We start from the raw sequence: 21,609 nt of genomic DNA, 5'->3' as shown, positions 1-21,609 counted from the left end.
GCGCCGTGCCGGGCTTACCCCAACCCCGACCCATGAACCGCACCCGGTGGCAAAACAACCCCGACAGGCTGCCCGTATTCTGGGCGGCGTTGGTCACCAGCCTAACGGCATTCCTCACCCCGGTTTGCGGTGCCACGCCCGAACCCGGTTGGTCCTTCTCCGTCCGTTGGGAAAACGACACTTTCGGAGGGACGGACCGGTTCTACACCGACGGCATCTCCCTGGCTTTGTTCCGGATGGAACCCCGATGGCTACGTTCATGGACGGATCGTCAGGGCTGGCCCGCCGACCAGGTGGCCGTAAGCTTCGAAGCCGGGCAAATCATGGTCACACCCTCCGACACCCGCCGCGTAGTGCCGGATCCGCGGGACCGCCCCTACGCCGGCCTGCTTTACGCCTCGGCCTCATTGCACCTCCAACAACGCAACACCTATCACGGCCTGAAATTCATCACCGGCGTCGTGGGCCCATGGTCCCTGGCCGAAGACACCCAGAAATGGGTCCACGAACGCATCGGCAGTGCGGTGCCTCAGGGCTGGGGTAGCCAGCTCCACAACGAACCGATCCTCAACCTGGTCTACGAGCACCGACGGAAATACCGGCTGTGGGGCGCCCCGGACGGCCCGGCCGTGGAAGTTCTGCCCCTGGCCAACGTCATGCTCGGTAACGTGCTCACCCAGGGACAGCTGGGCGGTCAGGTGCGGTTGGGATACCGGATCCCCGACGACTTCGGCACCACCCTCATGCGCGGCATGGTCCATCTGCCGCCGGCACCGCGCAGACAGCAACCCGGGGCCGTGCAGCACGGCTGGAGCGTCTACCTCTTCGGCGGCGTCAATGGCAACCTGGTCGCCCGCAACATCACCCTGGACGGAAACACTTGGAAAGACAGCCCCTCGGTGGACAAGGAATGGTGGGTGCCCGCAGCCGAAGTGGGCGGGGTTTTGGAAACCCGCCGCTGGCAGTGCGCCTTCACCTACGTGTTCTGGGGCCGCGAGTTCAAAGGACAGCCGGACCTGAGCGAGTTCGGAGCCCTTACCCTGAGCTGGCGGTTTTGAATTCCCCTCTGCCTTGACACCGCCCCGGCAATGACCCGGGCCGGTACACCGGGTCCGGATCCAGCCCGACCGCGAGAAGACCGTCCCCGCGAACCCGTAATGACAGGGCGGACCAACCGCCCGCCGGGAGGGGCCCAGACCCCTGTCCCCGCTTGACCCACCACAGAGACACAGAGGGCACAGAGGAACAAAAGGGAACATCCGGGCGTGGGCAGAAGGAAGGTGGGAACACAAAGCAGCCGCCGCTTTGCCGGAGGGCAAGGGTGGCCCGGCGCAGATGCCGCGTCTGTTCGTCATGCCACGCCTGCACGGGGAATGTTCAACAGCGTCAGCGAGCTTTCCATAGGATGGGGCAGGGTGGATGAAGTCGCCTCGCGGGCTGGGGCGGAGGCAGGTTGCTTGTCAGAAAGTTCGCCAGCAACCCTCTGGGAGCCATCTCTGTGCCACCGTGCCTCTGTGGTGGATTCCTGAGCGCGTTGCTGTCTCCGGTCCCCCGGCCGCGCTGCGGCCTCCGACGCCTCCGGCCGGTTGCACCGCGCCCCCGGGAGGCGTAGATTTTCCGCGGTTCCGGAAAGAGCGGAGTATCGCTCCCGGGAGTTTTCCCGGGGGAGGAAAGTCCGAACACCGCAGGGCACGATGCCGCGTAACCCCCTGCACCCGGGTAGGAGTGCAGCGCGGGATACACGCGGGCGGCGACGCCGTGAGGCGTCCCGACGGACAGTGCCACAGAAAACAAACCGCCTGTGCGCATCCCGGCCGATCCCGGTCGGGCCGGCGCACCGGCAAGGGTGAAAAGGTGGGGTAAGAGCCCACCGCTCGTTCGCGCAAGCGACGAGGCACGGCAAACCCCATCGGGTGCAAGGCCAAATAGGGGACGTTCGAAGTGGCCCGCTTCAGTTCCGCCCACGCGGAACGCGTCCCGGGTTCTGGCCGCGCAGATAAATGATACTCTCCTCCGGGCCACAAGCCCGGAGCAGACAGAATTCGGCTTACAGCTCTTTCCGGGGCCTTTTCCCGTATTTCGGAAACCGCCCGGGGTTGTTGACCCTCCGTTCACCGGACAAAACCTGCCGACCCGGCTCGGTCCGAGAAGGCCGGCACCCCAAACCAGCTCCCGGCCTTCGACCCGCCGCCAGTCTTTATCAGATCCCTGCCCGCGGCGTTCCGTTTGAAGGTCACTGGCAACGTGGTGACTCTGCAGGGGCAACTTCGCCGCCGCAGCACGGCGTGTGCGCTCCCAATACCCCCACAATACCCCCGCCCGGCGACCGGGTGCATCCGGCCCATCCCCTTTGCCGTGCACCGGCCCGGCGTCCTGGGACGCGGGGCCTTCCCTGGATCCGCACCATCAGCCGCTTATGCGCGGGCGTTAACGGGCGCCGGCCGGACAAGACAGGGCAGGTTGAGGCGCGCTTTGGGTGCCTCGACCCCCGTACTTTCCTCCGGGCCGGTCCACGCCCCGTGCGGCGATCCCAAGCCGATTCTTCCATGCGCCCCGGGGCAGGTTGGATCCCCGTCGCCGCCCATCCCCGCGCACGCGGGCCCCGCAAAAAATGAGCACCCCTTCCCGGAGGCCAGGAAGGGGTGCTGTTGCGGTCGGGTGTGTGGTGCGTGGAAGATCGTTAATCCAGCTCGATCACCCGGTAGTATTGCTGGACGTTGGCCCGCGTGGGCGTCAGGTAGCTGACCGGCTGGCCGGTGCCCTGGATGGGCGCGCCAATGTTCTGCCACCCGCCACCCAGCGAGGAGACGGCCTGAATCTGGTACCGTTTGTCGGGCTTGGTGTCGAAGGTGATTTCGGCAGCCGTGTAGATGCGAACTTTTTCATCCCCGCCGCCGAGGTTCTTTCCCTGGACAAACACCACGCCGTCCGGCAACGCCACCCCCGGCACGCGCGGATCCAGCCCCAGCGCAAACTTCAGCCAGTTCGGCACACCATCGCCCGCGGGACTGGCATTGGGCGCTGCCATCGGGTCGTTGATTCCGGTAAAGTAGGCCTGCTGCCACCAGTCGGGCAAACCGTCGTTGTTGGCGTCGCCGCTCAGGTCGGCAATCGAGGCCTTCAGCAACCCGACAGCATAGCTGAGGTTGTGGATGCCGTAACTGCCGTCCTCCAGCACGAACAGGTAGTTGTACAGCGCCCGCAGTTGGGCCCGCGTGAACTTGCTCCGGGTTGCCGTGTCGCTGGCCACCACGGGCTGGCCCACCGGCGGCAGCATCATGGCCAGCTTCTCCAGCAGACCCTTCACCTCGGTCTGAACCCCTTCGATGATGCCGTCGCCGTCGTAGTCCTGTCGTTTGAAGTCGAACGTATCAATGTCACCATGGCACTGCACACAGGCCCGGACGAGTTCCACACGATTCGAGCCGGTGTCCCAGGCCATCTTCCATGTGTGCCCGCCGACCTGCAGGTGCGCGGGATCCGCCCGGTCGGTGTCCTGCATGTGGCAGGCCACGCAACTGTCGCCCACCACCTGGTAATGCGCCGAGCTCGGGATCACCTTGCCGTAGGTGACCGCATTGGCACCCACCAACATGTCCGCCTGCGGACCGTAATGCGGACCGAACCTGTTGCTGCCGGCCGTCACCTCCACGTAGTTGGTCGCGTTCTGACGCGACATGTGGCAGTTCATGCACAGCAGGCCCTTCCCACCCTTGGCCACCACCGTGAACCCGTCGGCCAGGGTTACCGGGCCCATGGCCCGCAACTGATGGGGATTCGTGGCGTCGTGCGGATCATGGCAGGCGCTGCAGTTGATCGATTCGTACTGCGTGCGCCGTTGCGCCATCGGCACGCCCTTCATGCGGTCAATGAACCCGATGCCCTGATGGCATCCCACGCAGTCCGTACGCTCCTGGCGTACCGCCACCGCATGCCGCGAATTGGCCCACTGCAGCGGGTAGACGTGATACGGTTCCTCGGAGTGGCACTGGGCACAGTCGCCCGCACTATAGCTCACCGTGATGCGCGGCCAGTTGAACAGGTTGGTCTGGCCCAGCGCCAGCGCATGTTCGCTGCCGGCACCGTGACAGTTCTCGCACTGGATGTTGGCGAGATTTTTCAAGGCCTGCGGCAGGGCAGCCCAGTTCGTCGGACTCAACCGGCTCGGAAACGTCCACCCCAACTGCGCCGCCACGTCATCAAATCCACCATTCACCGCAGCGGGATCGGTGTCGTAGCCCACCACGTGGCATTGGATGCAGGAGGCCCGGTAATAGGGTGCCACCTCCCCGTTGATCGCGCGTTGGAAGAACGTGGCGTGGGCGGTCTGCTGCCACTGCGCATATTTGTTCTCCGCAATCGCACCGCCGCTGTGGCACAGCGCACAGGTCCAAGCCCCCAGGTACGTCCCCGCGGACACGTTTCGTCGCAGCACGAGGTTCGTGGTGCCCAGGTTGACCGTTACCTGCACACTGTATTGGCCGGCGGCGCTCGGCTTCAGCAAGCGCCGGTCCACAACGTTGTAATCCAGCTGTGCCCTGGGATCGAACGCCGGCACATTCGGCCCCAACGGACTCTCCAGCAGGATGTCCGCACTGCCCACCGGCTTGACCGTCAATTCCCAGGTCACCCCGGTCACGTTCGTCATGCTCTTGGGCAGCAGCAGCTCCAGGTACACCGGTTGCCCGATGCCCACCGTGTCCAACCCGCCGGACACCTGCAAATTCGTCGGCAGACCGTAATCGTGAATGTCCTGGTGCGTCAGAGGCCGGGGGACCAACAGGGGTGATTGAGCCGGCGAGGATACCGACCACAGCCCCAGCAACCCTGCCACCACGCCCGCCACACCGCCGCGCCGAATGCCGTTTCGTGCTTTCATACGCATTGTCGGTTGATGATGGTTGACCGACCGACCCTTCAAGCTGCCGGCATTCTCGATCCCCCCGGACAGGCCGCCTACGCATGTTTTGTCAAAAAGGCATCTAAAGTTGCCCCCGCCGTGTATGCCTCTGTCTTTGCCTTCAAATGTGCGCGACCGAAATCAGTGGAAGGGGCCAACGCCCGCCGGGAAGGGCACGGTCCTCCGTGCCCGTTTATTTGGGGGCGCACGCCGCCCGGGAGGGGCGCAGTCTCTGCGCCTGTGTTCTTGCGGACGGCGAGGACGCCGTCCCTCCCGTGCCTTTGGCGGAACACGGCACACCTCTCTGTGTCCTCCGTGTCTCCGTGGTGAAACCAAAGACCTGCGTGTGCCCGCCAATTGTTGCGGATGGCGAGGACGCCGTCCTTTATCGGAACGGGCACCATCCGCCGTGTCCGCAAACCTTGGCCCGGGGCCGAACACCCGCCGGGGAAGGGGTCACCTCCCCGGACGCCCAATAACGTCCGCCTCCGACAGCCACGCCAGCCCCGAACCCGCTGCCCCACCGCGCTGCCGTGAAAGCCGGCTTTCCCGGGGTGGTGAAAAATCTGTCCAAACCTCCAAGGCTCCGCATCGGAAGGGCATCCCGGGGAATCCCCGGGACCCGTCACCGGGCGCACAGACTTGCACGAAAGACCATTTTCACGGGCATTCTGAGCGTTTTCTGTCACCGACAACCCAGCTTCGAGCCATCTTCCAACCGCGACTGCATATCCGTAGTTTGCCCGATGCACTGCGGGTTTTCACCGGTGCCACGATTGGGAGTTCACCCAGATTGTCGGAAGCCGGCCTTATGGTAAGAAGGAAGCGTGTTCGCCAATGGAGTCGGCCGCACCAGCGGCCTTTCCGGCGGCGGACGGAACGGAACCTTCCGAGACAACGGGGGTGCGCGGAACGGGCCGGCCGGTCTTCGGTCCGGGACGCGCGAAGGGCGCAAGCCGCGGGAGGTTCCAGGGACAAGTCGGGAGTGGAGTGACAGACAACATGCCGGAGCAAACACAAGCCATTACGCTGAGCATGAGCCGGGACGGCGCGGACGACGGGCCCTTGCCGGTGTGGAAGCGGGCGCTGGACCTCTTCTGCATCCTGGTGAGCCTGCCCGTGACGTTGCCGCTGGGTCTGGCCATTGCAGCGTATATCAAACTGGTCTCGCCCGGCCCCGTGCTGTTCCGCCAGGAACGCATCGGGTACCGCGGTCAACGGTTCTGGTGCCTGAAGTTCCGCACCATGCGGGTCAACGCGGACACCTCCTGCCATCAACAACACCTCAAATCGCTGCTGACCAGCGACGCGCCCATGATCAAACTCGACGTCAAGGGCGATCCGCGGTTGATCCGCGGTGGCGCCTTTCTGCGGGCCACCGGACTGGATGAGCTGCCCCAGCTGATCAACGTCTTGCGCGGCGAAATGAGCCTGGTGGGACCCCGGCCCTGCCTGCCCTACGAATACGAACAGTACGACGATTGGGCACGGCAGCGGTGCGAAGCCGTGCCGGGGCTGACCGGCCTCTGGCAGGTCAGCGGCAAAAATCACACCACCTTCCGTCGCATGATCGAACTGGACATCCAGTACGCACGGACCAAATCCCTCTGGCTGGATCTCCGGATCATGGCAAAGACCTTCTCGGCCTTGGCGGCGCAGGTGCGCGAAACCCGCGCCGCTGTCCGCACCCCGGCTGCGTCATCCCCGACGCACCCGGCCGTTCCCGCCGCGAACGGGGCCGCCAAGGCCGCCTAAAATTCCCCTGAAGTTTTCCCACTTTCCACCGATCTTTTAGCCATGGCAAAGCCATTGACCGTGGGCGTCGTTGGTTGCGGCTACTGGGGCCCCAACCTCATCCGTAACTTCCGGCAACTGCCCGGTTGCCGACTCAAGATGGTCTGCGACGTCAACCCGGACCGGCTCGCCCACATGCAGCGGCTCTACCCGGAACTGCAGGTCACCCAGAACTACGAAGACCTCGTCCATGACCCTGAACTGGACGCCATCGCCATCGCCACGCCGGTCCGGTTCCATCACCGCATGGCCCGGGCCAGCCTGGCCACCGGCAAACATACCTTCATCGAAAAACCCATGGCCGCCAGCGTGGCCGAATGCGAGGAACTGATCCAACTCGCGGAAGACCGGGGCCTGACACTGATGGTGGGGCACACCTTCCTGTTCTCGCCCGCAGTCCGCAAGATCAAGGAGATCATCAGCCGCGGCGACATCGGTCCGCTCCACTACATCGCCGCCCGGCGCCTGAACCTCGGCTTGTTCCAGAAGGACATCAACGTCACCTGGGACCTCGCACCCCACGACCTCTCCATCATCCTCTACATCATGGAAAGCCTGCCGCGCGTGGTCTCCTGCTGGGGCAACGCCCACATCACCCCCGGCATCGAGGACGTCACCAGCCTGCACCTCACCTTCGACCACAACCGCATCGCCATGGTCCACAGCAGCTGGCTCGACCCCAAAAAGGTGCGCGAAATGACCTTTGTGGGTACACGGCGCATGATCGTCTACGACGACGTCGCCCTCCACGAGAAAATCAAAATCTACGATGCCCGCGTGGAGGTGCCGCCGCACTACGACACCTTCGCGGAGTTCCAATACTCCTATCACTACGGCGACATGTACGTCCCATACGTCAAACAGGAGGAACCCCTGAAGCTCGAGTGCCAGCATTTCCTGGACTGCATCCGTACCGGCCAGAAACCGCTGACCTCGGGCCGGGAAGGACTCGAAGTGGTCCGAATCCTCGAGCTGGCCTCCCAATCGTTGCGCAAGGGCGGTGTCCCCGTGGAGGTCAACGGCCACGGTGCACCTCCGCCCTTGTTCGAATCCCCGCAACCTCTGGCCGCCACCGCGGCCGCCTCCTGAACTTCACCCAACATGGCGCCCGGCAACCGCCAACCTCACATGCGTGGCATGCCACGGGCCCAAATAGCGCCATCAACCCCGGCGGTCGGCCCACTTTGGCGCATAATTTGCTTCCACCGGACCTCCGAGAGACCACAACGTCAACTTCGTCATGAACCAGCAACCCATCAAAGTCCCGTTCCTGGACCTGAAGGCGCACCACGAGCCCATCCGGGACGAAATCCGCCAGGCCATTGAACGTGTCATCGATGCCAATGCCTTTGCCGGGGGACCGTTCGTGGAGGCTTTCGAGAAAGACTGGGCCGCCTTCTGCGGGACTCGCCACGCCATTGGCGTCGGCAACGGTACCGATGCCCTCTGGCTCACCTTGCTGGCCCTGGGCGTCGGTCCCGGCGACGAAGTCATCACCGTCCCCAGCACCTTCATGGCCACGGCCGAGGCTGTCTCATTTTGTGGCGCCCGACCCGTCTTCGTGGACATCGAGCCGGTGACCTACACCATGGACCCCGCCCGGCTCGAGCAGGCCATCACCCCCCGCACCAGGGCCATCATCCCTGTCCACCTCTTTGGCCAGGTGGCGGACATGGACCCCATCCTCGAGGTCGCGCGCCGGCACGGCATCCCCGTGGTTGAAGACGCTGCCCAGGCCCACGGCGCCACCTACAAGGGCCGTCGCGCCGGCACCTTCGGCATCGCCGGCTGTTTCAGCTTTTACCCCGGCAAAAACCTGGGTGCCTTTGGCGAAGCCGGCGCGGTCGTCACCAATGACGCCGAATTGGCCGACCGCATTCGCTGCCTCCGCGATCACGGTCAGGTCCGGAAGTACCACCACGACCACATCGGCTGGAACGCGCGCATGGACGGCATCCAGGGCGCCGTCCTGCAGGTCAAGCTCCGCCGATTGGCCGCCGCCAATGAGGCACGCCGCAACCATGCCCGCCAGTACGCCCGGTTACTGGCCGACGTCGAACAGGTGGTCCTGCCCGTCGAAGCCCCGGGGCGCACCCACGTTTACCACGTCTATGCGGTGCGGGTGTCCGACCGGGACGAGGTCCTGCAACGGATGGGCCGGCGCGGCATCGCCTGCGGCATTCATTACCCCATCCCCGTACATCGTCAGAAGGCCTACCAGCACCTCGGTTACGGCGAGGGCAGTTTCCCCGTGGCCGAGCAATGCGCCCGGGAGTTTCTGTCCCTCCCCATGTATCCCGAGCTCCGGCCCGAGCAGGTCGAACTCGTGGCGACGGAACTTCGGGCCTGTTTGGATGAACTGCGTCCCCGATCTCATGCTTGTGCAGTCTGAACCTGCTCCTGCTGCAGCCGCGTACCCCGGGTCTGAACCGCCCCCCAAGGGGGAACCGGCTCTCACCGACGCGGTTCGCGTTTGCGACCCGCGGGAGGACCCTGACTGGGACGCTCAGGTGGCGCGCTTCCCGGAAGCCACCATCTTCCACACCCGCGCCTGGTGCCGCGTGTTGGCCGATTCATACGGCCACAGGCCGGTCTACCTCCTCCTTCGCAACAACGAGCCCACATGGGACGCCTGCCTGCCCGTCCTGGAGGTCCGAAGCCCGCTGACCGGTCGCCGCGGCGTGAGCCTGCCCTTCACCGATTTCTGCCCCTGCCTGTCCCGCAACCCGGCCCACGGGCCCGCCCTGTTGACCGCGCTCCTCCGCCAGGCCCGGCTCCGCCACTGGCGTCACGCAGAATTGCGTCAGCCGGGTCCGGTCATCCCCATCAGCCGGCCCTCCCTCCAATACCTGGCCCATACGGTGGACCTCTCCGGCGGACCGGAAGCCATGCGGGCCCGCATGGACAGCGCCGCCCGACGCAACCTCCGCAAAGCCGAAACCAGCGGACTCCGCGTGGAAATCGCCACCACCGAGGCCGCCCTGGCCGACTACTACAAGCTCCATTGCCTGACCCGGCGCCGCCACGGTCTGCCTCCACAACCGTGGCGTTTCTTCCAGAACATCGCCCGCCACCTCCTCCAAAACGACCTCGGCATGGTCGTCCTGGTTAGAAAAGACCAAACCGTGGTCGCCGGAGCCGTTTTCCTTCACTTCGGCCGCCAGGCGGTTTACAAGTTCGGCGCCTCCGACCTGGCCGCCCAACAATGGCGCCCCAACAATCTGGCCATGTGGACCGCCATGCGCTATTATGCACTGCGTGATTTTAGCCGGTTGCATTTGGGACGCACCTCCGTGGCCAACGAGGGCCTGCGCAGGTTCAAAACGGGCCTCGGCGGTCGGGAAGAGCCCTTGCCCGTCCTTTGCCTGGAGTCGGCCACCGGCAGTACGATTCCCAAATCCGACCGGACCGAGGGTTTCCACACCATGATCTTTCGCAGACTTCCGCTGCCCTGCCTCCGTTGGGCTGGGCAGCTCCTTTACCCGCACATGGATTAACCGATAACCAGCATGAAGCTGCCGCACTGTAGAACTGAGAGAGCGATATGAGTGATCCGATTCCCGTTCAGGCCCGGCCCGTCCACGCCAGCCCCGTCCCGGGGCTGAACGCCGCCGACCTGACCTACATGTTCTTCCGCCACAAGTGGAAGATCCTGTTCTGCTTCCTGCTCGGTGTCGGTGCCGCCGGCTTCATCTATTTCCGAAACCCGCCGTCCTACGTCACCGAGGCCAAGATCCTCGTCCGGTACATCCTCGAAAACCGGCCGGCCCTCACCAAAACCGAGGACGCTGACATCAAAACGCCCGACAGCCGCGGCGAGAACATCATCAATTCCGAAATTGAAATCCTCACCAGCCTCGACCTTGCCCTCCAGGTGGCCGACGCCGTCGGCCCGCGCAACGTCCTGGCCGCCTACGGCGGGGGCGAGGACCGCAACCGGGCCGCCGCCTACATCCGCCGTGGTCTCACCGTGAACGTGCCGCGCCGGAGCAACATCATCCTCGTCCAGTTCCGTCACCCCGACCCGGGCGTGGCCCGCCAGGTCCTCGATACCCTCCTCAAGACCTACCTCGACAAACACGTCAGCATCCATCAAGGGATCGGTGTCCTCGACGATTTCTTCGCCCAACAAGCCGACCAGATCCGCGCCCGCCTGGCCCAGACCGAGGAGGAAATCAAACGGCTCAAGGCCGAGGCCGGCATCATTTCCCTGGCCGATGCCAAGGCCGCCACCCTGGCGGAACTGGCCCGACTGCGTTCCGACCTGCTGACCACCGAAGCCCAGTTGGCCGAACAACGCGCCGCACTCAACCATCTGCTGGGCAGCGTCGGGACCAACGCGCTCGCCGCGGTCACCAACGCCTCCACCGTACCCCCCGAGATCGCCGAACAATACCGCACCGCAGTGGCCGAGCTGGAAGCGTACCGCCGCCGCGAAAGCGAGTTGCTCCTCCGGTTCGGACCGGAACACCCCTTCATCCGGCGTGTCCGGACGCAAATCGCCGAGGCCGACACCCGCAAGCGGTCCCTGGAACAGGAACATCCCGAGCTCCTCACCGCGCCGGTCGTGCCCGTCGCCGCCCCCACGAACACCAACGACCTTGCCCAGGCCGTGGCCCGTGTCTTGTCGTTGGAGGCCAAAATGGCCGTCCTCTCCAACCAGATCGCCCGGGTCACCGAAGACGCCAACCGCATCGCCGCGGTCGAACCGCGCCTGGTCGAACTGGAACGACGTCGCGAACTGGACGAGGCCAATCTGCGCTATTACTCCGCAACACTCGAAAAAGCCCGGGTGGAGGAATCCCTCGGCCCCGGCAAAATCACCAACATCAGCATCGTACAATCCCCGTCCCCGGCCGCCCGCGACGTCTTCGAGTTCGCCAAACCCATGGCCCTTTGCCTCGGCGGCGGGCTCGGTCTGGGCCTGGCCCTGGCCTTCGCCCTCGAACGCCTCTTCGGCATGGCCATTCGCAGACCGGTGGACATCGAGCGCAACCTGCGCCTGCCGCTCCTGGTCAGCATCCCCTACCTGAAACGCCGGGGACGCGGCTGGGGCAGTGCCCGCCCGGCCCGGAACGGACATGAGCCCACCCCCCAACCCGGCGGCAATGGTGCCGCGGCCGAATTACCCGTGCCCACCGGCCAGCGGGGCGGTCCGCTGGCAGTTGCCTCCGATCAGGATCCGCTCCGACCCTGGTTCGACGGACTGCGGGACCGCATCGTCACCTACTTTGAGATCCGCAACATGACCCACAAACCCAAGCTGGTCGCCGTCACCAGCTGTCACGAGGGCGCCGGCGTCAGCACCCTGGCCGCCGGCCTGGCCGCGTCCCTTTCGGAAACCGGCGATGGCAACGTGCTGTTGGTGGACATGAACGTCGACGGCGGGGCCACCCAACATTTCCAACACGGCAAACCCGTGGTGGGGCTCCTGGAGGCGATTGAAGAGGGCAGGGCCGACGATGCACTGATCCAGGACAACCTCTACGTGGTGTCGGCGGCCGCCACCAACGACCAGAAACTGCCCCGCGTCCTGCCCCGCCGCTTCGCCAACCTGGTCCCCAAAATGAAGGCCAGCCAGTTCGATTACATCATTTTCGACATGCCACCGGTTTCCCAGACCACCATCACCGCCCGATTGGCCGGGTACATGGACATGGTGTTGATGGTCGTGGAAGCCGAACGAACCGGCCAGGACCTGGCCCGGCGCGCTCACACCCTGTTGCAGGAATCCAAAGCCAACGTGACAGCGGTGCTGAACAAGAAGCGGGATTACGTCCCGGAACGGCTCCGGCAGGAGCTTTGATCCGGAAGCGCGGGCCGGGCACGCGGGTGCCGGCCGCGTGGCGCAGGTACGGTCCGGACGCGTCCGTCCGGGCCGGCCCGAGTGCATGGGACGCCCCGAAGTCCCACCGAACGCAGGACACGCGCAGGACACGGTCTGCGGCGGAGCGGACCCGGGGGCGTCAACAGCCCATGAGACAGACCAAGGGTTCGGGATTGGGTCAATCGCAGGACAGCCTGCGAATTGACGGGGGCGGAGCCCGCCCTTTTCCCGCCACCGGGACCGCGACAGACACCGCCCTCTCGTGCCCGGTATTCTTGCGGACGGCGGGGAAGGCCTTCCACCCGTCGAAACATCATGGGCGGGGCACAGTCCCCCGCGCCCGTTTATTGGGCGGCGCACGCCGCCCGGGAGGGGCGCAGTCCCCTGCGCCCGCGTTCTTGCGGACGGCGGGGACGCCGTCCCTCCCGTGCCTCTGGCGGAACTCCGCGCCCCTCTCTGTGTCCTCCGTGTCTCCGTGGTGAAACCAAAAACCTGCGTGTGCCCGCCAATTCTTGCAGACCGCGGGGACGCGGTCCCTCCCAGGGAACCATCGTGGGTGGGGCACGGTCCCCTCTGCCCGGTTATTGGGCGGCGCACGCCGCCCGGGAGGGGCGCAGTCCTCTGCGCCCGTGTTCTTGCGGACCGCGAGGACGCGGTCCCTCCCGTGCCTTTGGCGGAACTCCGTGCCCCTCTCTGTGTCCTCCGTGTCTCCGTGGTGAAACCAAAGACCTGCGTGCGCCCGCCAATTGTTGCGGACGGCGAGGACGCCGTCCCTCCCGGGGAACCATCATGGGAGGGGCACGGTCCTCCGTGCCCAATCATGCAACGCACGGCTTGGGCCCCGTGTCTTCCCGGGCACGGATCGCGGGTTCACCCCCGACCTTGTATTTGCGATTCCCGCTTGTTCTTCCGGGAAACGGATCTCTCCGGTTCAACCCGGGGCGGTGTGTGTCTCCGTCGTGAATCAGGGAAAAACCTTGGTGTCCTTCGGGGTGGACCATTGATCGCATGCTGCGCAATCGTATTTGGTACACCCTGAAACCGTTCCTCCCCTACGGTTTGAGGCTCGCCCTCCGGCGCTGGTATTCCCGACGTCGGCGCCGGCGCATGGCCGATTGCTGGCCCATCCTGCCGGGCTCCCAACACCCGCCGCAGGGCTGGCCCGGCTGGCCCATGGGCAAACAGTTCGCCTTCGTCCTCACCCATGACGTCGAGGGCTTCGACGGCATCGGCAGGTGCGAAGCCCTGATGGAGCTTGAAAAAAACCTCGGCTTCCGCTCCTCGTTCAATTTCATCCCCGAGGGCGAGTACCATCTCTCGCCCATGCTACGGGACCGGTTGGAACGGAACGGCTTCGAGATCGGCGTCCACGACCTGCACCACGACGGTCACCTCTTCCGCAACCGCCAGCACTTCCAACAGGCCGCCGCCCGGATCAACCGCTACCTGCGCGAATGGCGCGCCGTGGGATTCCGCGCCGGTTTCATGCTCCACCGACTCGAATGGCTGCACGAACTGGACATCCTGTACGATGCGTCGACGTTCGATACCGATCCCTTTGAACCCATGCCGGACGGGGCGGGCATGATCTTTCCCTTTTGGGTCCCGGCCCCCACAGATCCCAACCGTGGCTACGTCGAGTTGCCCTACACCCTGGTCCAGGACTCAACCCTCTTCCTGCTGCTGGAGGAAAAGTCACCCGAAATCTGGCTCCGGAAACTGGATTGGATCGCCGAACACGGCGGCATGGTGCTGGTCAATGTACACCCGGACTATATCCGGTTCCCGGACGAACCGGATGATCCGTTCACGTTCCCGGTCGAGTATTACGAACGCCTGCTGACCTATGTTCGGGACCGTTACGCGGGCCGGTACTGGCACGCCCTGCCCCGGGAGGTCGCCCGATACGTACGCGATCTGCCACGCCGGCCGCAGCATCGTCGGCCTCTCCGCGTCGCCATGGTCACGCATTCTGTCTACCGGAGAGACAACCGCGTGATCCGCTACGCCGAAGCACTGGTGGAGGCCGGCAATGAAGTCGAGGTGCTGGGACTGCGGTCCTCCCCCGACCTCCCCAAATCAGAACGGCTCCAAGGCGTGCAGGTGCGGCGGCTCCAGGACAGGTTCAGCAAAACGGAAAAAGGTCCCTGGCCGATCCTCCGGAGCACGACCGGTTTCTTCATCAAAGCCGCCCTGCACCTGGCTCGCGAACATCATCGCCGGCCCTACGACCTCATCCATGTCCACAACGTGCCGGATTTCCTGGCGTGGACCGCCTTGTACCCGCGCCTGCGCGGGGCCCGCGTAATCCTCGACATCCACGACATCCTGCCGGAATTCTTCTGCGGCCGGTTCGGGTACTCCACCTCCTCTCCGCTGTTCCGGCTCCTGACATGGATCGAACGTCTCTGCGCCCGGTGCGCCGACCACATCATTGTCAGTAATCACCTCTGGCACGCCACCTATGCCGCCCGTACCGGTACGGCGGATCGATCCTCCGTGTTCATCAACCACGTGAACATGAGGGTGTTTCGGCCCGACCTGCGGGTGAAATCGCAGCCCGGCCGGGCGCCCATCCTGATCTTTCCGGGCGGCCTGCAGGAACATCAAGGGCTGGACATTGCGATCCGTGCCCTGCCCAAAATCCGACAGCGCTTTCCCGGGGCGGAATTGCACATCTACGGTGAAGGCCCCATGCGGGAACCCTGGGAGCAACTGGCCCGGTCGCTGCACCTGGAGGGTGCCGTCCGATTTCATCCACCCGTCACGGTGCAGGAAATCGCGCGCATCATGGCCGGCGCAGACGTCGGGATCGTGCCCAAACGTGCCGACTCCTTTGGGAACGAGGCCTACAGCACCAAGATCATGGAATTCATGGCCTTGGGCGTGCCCGTGGTGGCCTCCGAAACGCGGATTGACCGGTATTACTTCAGCGACGACGTGCTGCGGTTTTTCCGTTCCGGCGATCCGGACGCCCTGGCGGAGGCGGTGGTGGACGTGTTGGAAAACATGGAGGAAACACAGCGGCGGGTGGAACGTGCGCTGGCCTATGCCCGGGCTGAGAGCTGGGAGGTCAAAAAGCACGAATATCTCGCCCTGGTCAGCCGCCTTTGCGGCTGTGCCGGGCCCCTCCCGGTAGCCGACGGTCCGGGCCATAGCCCACCGGGAGGGGCACAGTCCCCCGTGCCCGCGTTGTCGCGGACGGCGAGTACGCCGTCCTTCCCATGAAAGTATCATGGGAACGGCACAGTCCCCTGTGCCCGATCTTTGTGGCCTCCGTGTCTCTGTGGTGTTGATGAAATGAATGCCGCCGACCTGCTCGCGACTGTTCTGCGCCCTCACTGACGCGCCGCTCGGAGCTGGCACATCTTCTCTTTGCCCCAGAACCTCTGTGGTTGATCTCCGGGTCTCGGTGATGCCCCAATGCGATGGGATCGGTTGATCACAATTCTACTTCACCGCCTGCGGCGCACGTCCCGCGCCCCGCGCGGGGACCGCGTCCTGCCGATCCTCATGTACCACAGCATCTCGGACGATCCTGAACCGGGTGTACCACCCTACTACCGCCTCTGCACCAGCCCCTCGCGATTTGCCGAGCAAATGGACTGGCTCGCCACACATGGGTACCGCGGCGTGACGCTCTCCGAAGGGTTGGCCTGGTTGAAAGGGGATGATACGGAAACGAAGGACGCTGCCGGCGGGGATGGAACCCGACCGGTCGCGATCACCTTCGACGACGGTTTTCAGGACTTTTACACGTCGGCCTGGCCGGTTCTGCGCCGGTATGGCTTCGGCGCCACGATGTACCTGGCCACGGCATTCGTGGGTGACGAACGAAAGCCGTTTCGACCCCGGGGCGCCTCCGGGGTGCCGGGGGCGGCCGGCCGACCCTGCCTGACCTGGGCCGAGGTAAGGGAACTTGCCGATGGGGGCATCGAAATGGGCGCACATACGGTCTGGCATCCGGAACTGCCCCAACTAAGCGCTGCCGAACGGGAAAAGGAAATGCGCACGTCCAAGGAAGAGATCGAGGCCCGGCTGGGGCGTCCCGTGCGGAGCTTTGCCCATCCCTACGCCTTCCCCCGGGAACAACCCGACTACGTCCGGTGGTTCGGCGGGGCGTTGCGGCGGATCGGTTACGCCCATGCCGTCACCACCCGGGTGGGCCGGGCCCGGCCGGACGCGGACCCGTTTACGCTGCCCCGCTTGCCGGCAACGACGCCGACGACCCCCAACTCCTGGTTGCGAAGTTGGAGGGTGCCTACGATTGGGTCGGCCCCGTGCAGGCTTTGGTCCGACGACTGCGCCGGGGCAGGTCCAGCCGGCGGCGGTCGACCGCAAGTATCCCGGCAGCGACTGCGGATTCACCCGGTCCAAAATCGAGGCCGCATGAGTGACTACGTCGTCATTACCCCGGTGCGAAACGAGGCCGGACGATTTGGTCGTACCATTGAGTCCATGGTGCGACAAACCCGTCGCCCCGCACGCTGGGTGATCGTGGACGATGGTTCCACCGACGGCACGGCCGACCTGGCAGACGCGGCTGCGGGGCAACATGGCTGGATCCGCGTTTTGCACCGGCCCGACCGCGGCCGTCGTCTGCCCGGAACCGGGGTCATGGAGGCCTTCCATGAGGGTTGCCTGTTGGTTGCGGATCTCTCGTGGGACTTTCTGGTGAAGCTGGATGGGGACCTGGCCTTCGGACCGGACTATTTTGCCAGATGTCTGGAGCATTTTGAGCGCGACCCCCGACTGGGCATTGGAGGCGGATTGATCTGCCGTCGTGTGCAAGGGCGATTGGTACCGGAGGTCCTGGACGACCCTGCCTTTCACGTGCGCGGTGCCACCAAGATCTATCGGCGGGCGTGCTGGGAGCAGATCGGAGGGCTGGTCCGATGGCCCGGCTGGGACACCGTGGACGAGCTGAAGGCCAACATGCTGGGCTGGCGTACCCGCACGTTCCCCGAGTTGCCGGTGGAACAGCTCAAGGACACCGGGAGCGGGGATGGTCGCTGGCCCAACTGGGTAAAGAACGGCGTGGCCAATTACGTGGCTTGTTATCATCCGTTGTTCATGCTGGCCAAGTGCCTCCGACGCTCGTTCCGAAGGCCGCTGCTGCTTGCCGGGATTGCCCTCGGATGGGGCTACCTCAGCGGTTACCTGCGACGCCTGCCCCGCGTAGAGGAACCGGCCTTTCGGCACTACGTGTGGCGTCAACAGTGGAACCATCTCCTTGCCCGCCCCAGCCTGTGGTCCGAGCGGCTGCGGCTGCACGACGATGGGCCTCCGCCCCCTGAGTTGTCTTCCGGTGCCGCCTCGAAATCCACCCTGACCGCACACTAATTTGTCCACGGCCCGGTGCACGATCGCGCCCGGGCAAGAACATGCCCGATCTGTTACTGGATACCCGCCCTGTGGAACGCCGCTCTCCCCCGGACCCCTCGACCTTGTTCCGGTGGTCGCCACGACTTAGGGCGCGTGCGATAGATAACGAACAGTTTCGACTGATACTGACCTGGTGCGAACCGGACGCGCTTTGGGAACCTGCGACGAACAGAGAAGGGGCAGTGTGTGCCGTCACCGGATTCCTTGCCCTCGACGAAGAAGAGTGGACCAGCGCAGAGGCAGGAAGCTCGGACGATCTTTGTGGTGGCTTGGCAGCCCGCGCGGTTCACCATCGGTACCGTGAGCGGGGCACCCCGGGGTGGGATCATTTGAGCGGCAACTGCGCCATTGTGTTGTTCGATCCGGTTCAAAGCGTGCTCCATTTGCGCACCGATCCCGCCGGATGTTTTCCCGTCTTCGGTTGTGTGGTGGACGGCTACCCCGTCTGGGCGTCCCATCCGGACGTTCTTGCAGCCGTGGTGGACCGGGCCCATCGTGTGGATGAGGTTTCACTGGCTGAATTCATTCAGGCGAGCACCGTGACGCCGCCCTGGACCTACTACCAGGGGATCGAGGCGTGTGAAGCAGGCTCCGTTTTCACACTGGATTTGCGCACGCGACGATTGACCTCCCGACGGTATTTTTCGTTCGAGTACCGGGCTGACCCAAACCCTGATCCGGACGCGCTGGCGGAGGAGCTTGCTGCTGCATGGCGCAAAGCCGTCCGACGACGATCGTTGCCCCGTCTCGGGCGAATTGCGGTGGCTCTCAGTGGCGGGCTTGATTCGCGACTCGTCCTCGGCTGCATGAACGATCCCTCCCGCGCATTTGCATTCACCTGCTACGACGCGCCCAACCGCGAGTTGGCCACCGCCCGGGCCATCGCCCGAGCCGCCGGAGCCGGGTTCCATCCCATTCAGCGGCCCACCGATTACTACGGAGAACACGCCCCCATGGGGGTGCGCGTCTCCGGAGGGATGGGAACATTCGCCAACAACCACTTCCTCGGGGTGTTGGAGCCCCTCCAGGCTGCCGGCCAGCAGATGCTGTTGACCGGCTGTTACTGCGATTATTTGTTCAAGGGCCTGCCGCTCAACCGCAGGATTCGTTTTTGGGACGGGCATGAGGTCCTGGCCCCATACCGCCATCAGTTCTACTTCGACCACTGGGTCTTTGATACGGCGCTGGCAACCCGGGCCAGGGAACGCTGGGACGTCCGCTTCCCACCGGAACTCCGTCAGGATCGCAGCGACCCTGCGCTTTTCCGGATCGAAACCTTGCGCACCTTCCCTCTCTACCATGAAGGCGACAATCAGCAGCGTCTTGTGCCCCAGCGGCTCGTGGGGTGGTCCCCGCCCGCCACCGATCTCGAGGTGCTGAAGGTGTATTGCCGGGTTCCCTCACGACTGAAACTGAACCGCGACCTGTTCCTGCGGACCGCCCGGCGTTTGCTGGCCAACTCCCCGTTGATCCGCGTTCCGGATGCGAACACGGGCGCCCCACTGAACGCGCCAGCGTGGCGGGAAGCCCTGAGCTGGCAGTGGCTCCGATTCCAACGCAAGTTGAGGTTTCTGCGAACGTCCATTGCCTCGGACGGTTCCTGGCCCGATTGGACCCGGTATTACCGGCAGAGCCCCGCTCTGGAACACCATTGGCGATGCGCCGGGACCGACCTGCACGACCTCATCCTGTGCGTCACCGGCTGGCGACGTCTGCCGGAGCGGCCCGCCGATTTCCCGCCGGAACAGTGTTTTCTTTTCGTTCCTCTGTTGACCCTCAAACTTTGGTGGGCACACCGGGCATGCTCCGGCGGTTCGCCAAACTGACGATCAGTCTCGGGCTGGGCTTGGTCGACCGGCTGCAACCGCGGAGAGCTGGTCGGGGCGTGGTGCTCTACTACCACGCCGTACCCGGCCGGCACCGGCACCGCTTTGCCCGCCAGATGGACCAGCTCCGCAAGCGGGTACAACCCTGGGCTCTGGATCAGGAGCCGCCCCGCGCCGCCCATTGGGTGGGCATCAGTTTCGATGACGCGTATGTATCCGTTTTGGAAAACGCGGTGCCGGCCCTCCTGGAACGGGGCCTTCCCTTTACGGTGTTCGTGCCGACCGGCAGCCTGGGGGATCGACCGCGGTGGATCCGGTCCCCTGCACACCCGCTCTGGAACGAGCAGGTAATGTCCAAAGCGGACCTGCGCAAACTGGTTCGCTTACCCGGCGTGACCATCGGCTCGCACACGGTCAATCATCCGCGGCTGACCCGGCTGACACCCGGAGAGTTGGAATCGGAGTTGCGGGGCTCGAAAGCAGCCCTGGAAGACCTCGTCGAACGTTCGGTTGAGTTGCTCAGCTTTCCCCATGGCGACTGGAACGAAGCGGTGGTGGAGGCAGCCCGGGCGGCGGGGTACAAGCGCTTGTTTGGTATCCAGCCGGCATGCCTGGATGGCGGCCCGTTGCCGCCCGTGGTGGGCCGGGTGGCGGTCGAGCCCGATGAGTTCCTCCTGGAGCTCCTTCTTAAACTCCGGGGTTGCTACCGCTGGTTGGCCCGGGGATCGGAGTTCCAGACCAAGGGGCAAGGCGAATGAGTGTTCCTGCACTGAGTAAACACGTGTCGAGTCGCACCGGGTTGCACTCCTCATTCCAGCGGCTCGAGCCGAAGGTCTGGAGCCCGTTGCTTGCGGAATTCGCAGACGGCAATTTTTATCAGACCTGGGCTTACGGCGCCGTTTCCTGGGGCCGGAACAACCTCCTCCACCTCGTCATTCGGAACGGACAGCAATCCCGGGCCATTGCCCAGGTGCGCACCATACGGCTGGGCCGGTTTTGGGGCGTTGCCTACGTGCGTTGGGGCCCCTGTGTGCAACGGCGGGGGGAGGCTTGGGACGCCGTGGCATTTCGGGAAGCACTGGCGACACTGGCAGCCGAATTCGTTCAGCGCCGTCGCTGGGTATTACGAGTGATCCCCAATGTCTTTTGGGAGGACCCGGCGGCCGGGGAAGCTGCGCACGTCTTTCAAGATCTCCACTTCAATGCGGTTGGTGTGAAGGCCGTATATCGCACCGCCCGTGTGGACCTGACACCTCCCCTGGAGGTGGTTCGGAAGCGCCTGGACGGCAAATGGCGCAATCAGCTCAACGCTGCCCAGCGCAACGCACTCCAGGTGGTGGAGGGAGATGCCACGGACCTCTTCGACCGTTTCATCCAACTTTACGACTCCATGATGGAGCGGAAGAGGTTTGAAACGACGGTGGATGTCCGGCAGTTCGCCCGCATGCAGGAGCAGTTGCTTCCCACCGAAAAGATGAGGATTGCCCTCGCCACGCGCGGGGACGAATTGCATGCCGGCGTGGTCGTGACCGGCGTGGGTGAAACCGGCATCTACCTCCTGGGCGCCACGGGGGAAGCCGGCCTCAAAAGCAAGGCATCCTACCTCCTCCAGTGGAGGATGATCGAGTTCCTGAAGGCACAGGGATGCCACTTTTATGACCTTGGAGGGATTAACCCGGAGGGAAACCCGGGCGTGTATCACTTCAAATCCGGTATGGGAGGTCAGGAGGTGCGCCAGTTGGGTCGGTATGAACTCGCAGCCTCTGAGGCCCGGCGCAGGCTCTTGCATTGGGCAGAATCGCTCCAGCGCCTCCTCCGACGTTGGCGCAAGCGATGAAATCCTCGGGCCGAAGTCGGCCATCTCTCCCGATGTCCAC

At 64.8% G+C, this 21,609-nt stretch carries 12 protein-coding genes and 1 other RNA gene; 12 read left to right on the top strand and 1 reads right to left on the bottom strand.

The window, feature by feature from the left end:
- Positions 1-32: 32 nt before the first annotated feature.
- Both G4L39_RS07635 and rnpB read left to right on the top strand, forming a co-directional pair.
- Positions 33-1,058, top strand: a complete 1,026-nt coding sequence (locus G4L39_RS07635) for a lipid A deacylase LpxR family protein (RefSeq protein ID WP_165107188.1) — start codon at positions 33-35, stop codon at positions 1,056-1,058.
- Between the two features lie 568 nt (positions 1,059-1,626).
- Positions 1,627-2,066: RNase P RNA component class A (gene rnpB / locus G4L39_RS07630), an RNA gene on the top strand.
- A 614-nt stretch (positions 2,067-2,680) separates the two neighbouring features.
- On the opposite strand, the gene G4L39_RS07625 is transcribed toward rnpB, so the two are convergent.
- Positions 2,681-4,879 carry a multiheme c-type cytochrome gene (locus tag G4L39_RS07625; protein WP_165107187.1) on the bottom strand — a complete coding sequence of 733 codons (2,199 nt, stop codon included), beginning with the start codon at positions 4,877-4,879 and terminating at the stop codon, positions 2,681-2,683.
- 1,023 nt (positions 4,880-5,902) lie between these two features.
- On the opposite strand from G4L39_RS07625, the gene G4L39_RS07620 reads away from it, so the two are divergent.
- From G4L39_RS07620 to G4L39_RS07575, 10 genes are all read left to right on the top strand, one after another.
- On the top strand, positions 5,903-6,655 hold the full coding sequence (locus tag G4L39_RS07620) for a sugar transferase (protein ID WP_205880861.1): 753 nt from the start codon (positions 5,903-5,905) through the stop codon (positions 6,653-6,655).
- A gap of 42 nt (positions 6,656-6,697) precedes the next feature.
- On the top strand, positions 6,698-7,783 hold the full coding sequence (locus tag G4L39_RS07615) for a Gfo/Idh/MocA family protein (protein ID WP_165107185.1): 1,086 nt from the start codon (positions 6,698-6,700) through the stop codon (positions 7,781-7,783).
- 151 nt (positions 7,784-7,934) lie between these two features.
- Positions 7,935-9,086: a DegT/DnrJ/EryC1/StrS family aminotransferase gene (locus G4L39_RS07610; protein WP_165107184.1), complete on the top strand. Its 1,152-nt coding sequence runs from the start codon at positions 7,935-7,937 to the stop codon at positions 9,084-9,086.
- Positions 9,070-10,191, top strand: a complete 1,122-nt coding sequence (locus tag G4L39_RS07605; RefSeq protein WP_165107182.1) for a lipid II:glycine glycyltransferase FemX — start codon at positions 9,070-9,072, stop codon at positions 10,189-10,191. Before G4L39_RS07610 ends, G4L39_RS07605 begins: the two co-directional genes overlap by 17 nt.
- A 47-nt stretch (positions 10,192-10,238) precedes the next feature.
- Entirely contained in the window at positions 10,239-12,500 is a 2,262-nt protein-coding gene (locus tag G4L39_RS07600; RefSeq protein WP_165107181.1) for a GumC family protein, read from the top strand.
- A 1,029-nt stretch (positions 12,501-13,529) separates the two neighbouring features.
- Complete coding sequence (locus tag G4L39_RS07595; RefSeq protein ID WP_165107180.1) at positions 13,530-15,749, top strand: glycosyltransferase; 2,220 nt, start codon at positions 13,530-13,532, stop codon at positions 15,747-15,749.
- Between the two features lie 195 nt (positions 15,750-15,944).
- On the top strand, positions 15,945-17,864 hold the full coding sequence (locus G4L39_RS07590; protein ID WP_165107178.1) for a polysaccharide deacetylase family protein: 1,920 nt from the start codon (positions 15,945-15,947) through the stop codon (positions 17,862-17,864).
- Between the two features lie 41 nt (positions 17,865-17,905).
- Positions 17,906-19,732 carry an asparagine synthase-related protein gene (locus tag G4L39_RS07585; protein WP_165107177.1) on the top strand — a complete coding sequence of 609 codons (1,827 nt, stop codon included), beginning with the start codon at positions 17,906-17,908 and terminating at the stop codon, positions 19,730-19,732.
- Positions 19,708-20,490, top strand: coding sequence for a polysaccharide deacetylase family protein (locus G4L39_RS07580; RefSeq protein ID WP_165107176.1), 783 nt, complete (start codon positions 19,708-19,710; stop codon positions 20,488-20,490). The genes G4L39_RS07585 and G4L39_RS07580 overlap by 25 nt, the downstream gene beginning before the upstream one ends.
- Positions 20,487-21,569 carry a lipid II:glycine glycyltransferase FemX gene (locus G4L39_RS07575; protein ID WP_165107174.1) on the top strand — a complete coding sequence of 361 codons (1,083 nt, stop codon included), beginning with the start codon at positions 20,487-20,489 and terminating at the stop codon, positions 21,567-21,569. Before G4L39_RS07580 ends, G4L39_RS07575 begins: the two co-directional genes overlap by 4 nt.
- Positions 21,570-21,609: the final 40 nt, after the last annotated feature.

The sequence above is a fragment of the Limisphaera ngatamarikiensis genome (assembly GCF_011044775.1).
GTDB classification, from domain to species: domain Bacteria; phylum Verrucomicrobiota; class Verrucomicrobiia; order Limisphaerales; family Limisphaeraceae; genus Limisphaera; species Limisphaera ngatamarikiensis.
This window is presented reverse-complemented; position numbering and strand designations above follow the sequence as displayed.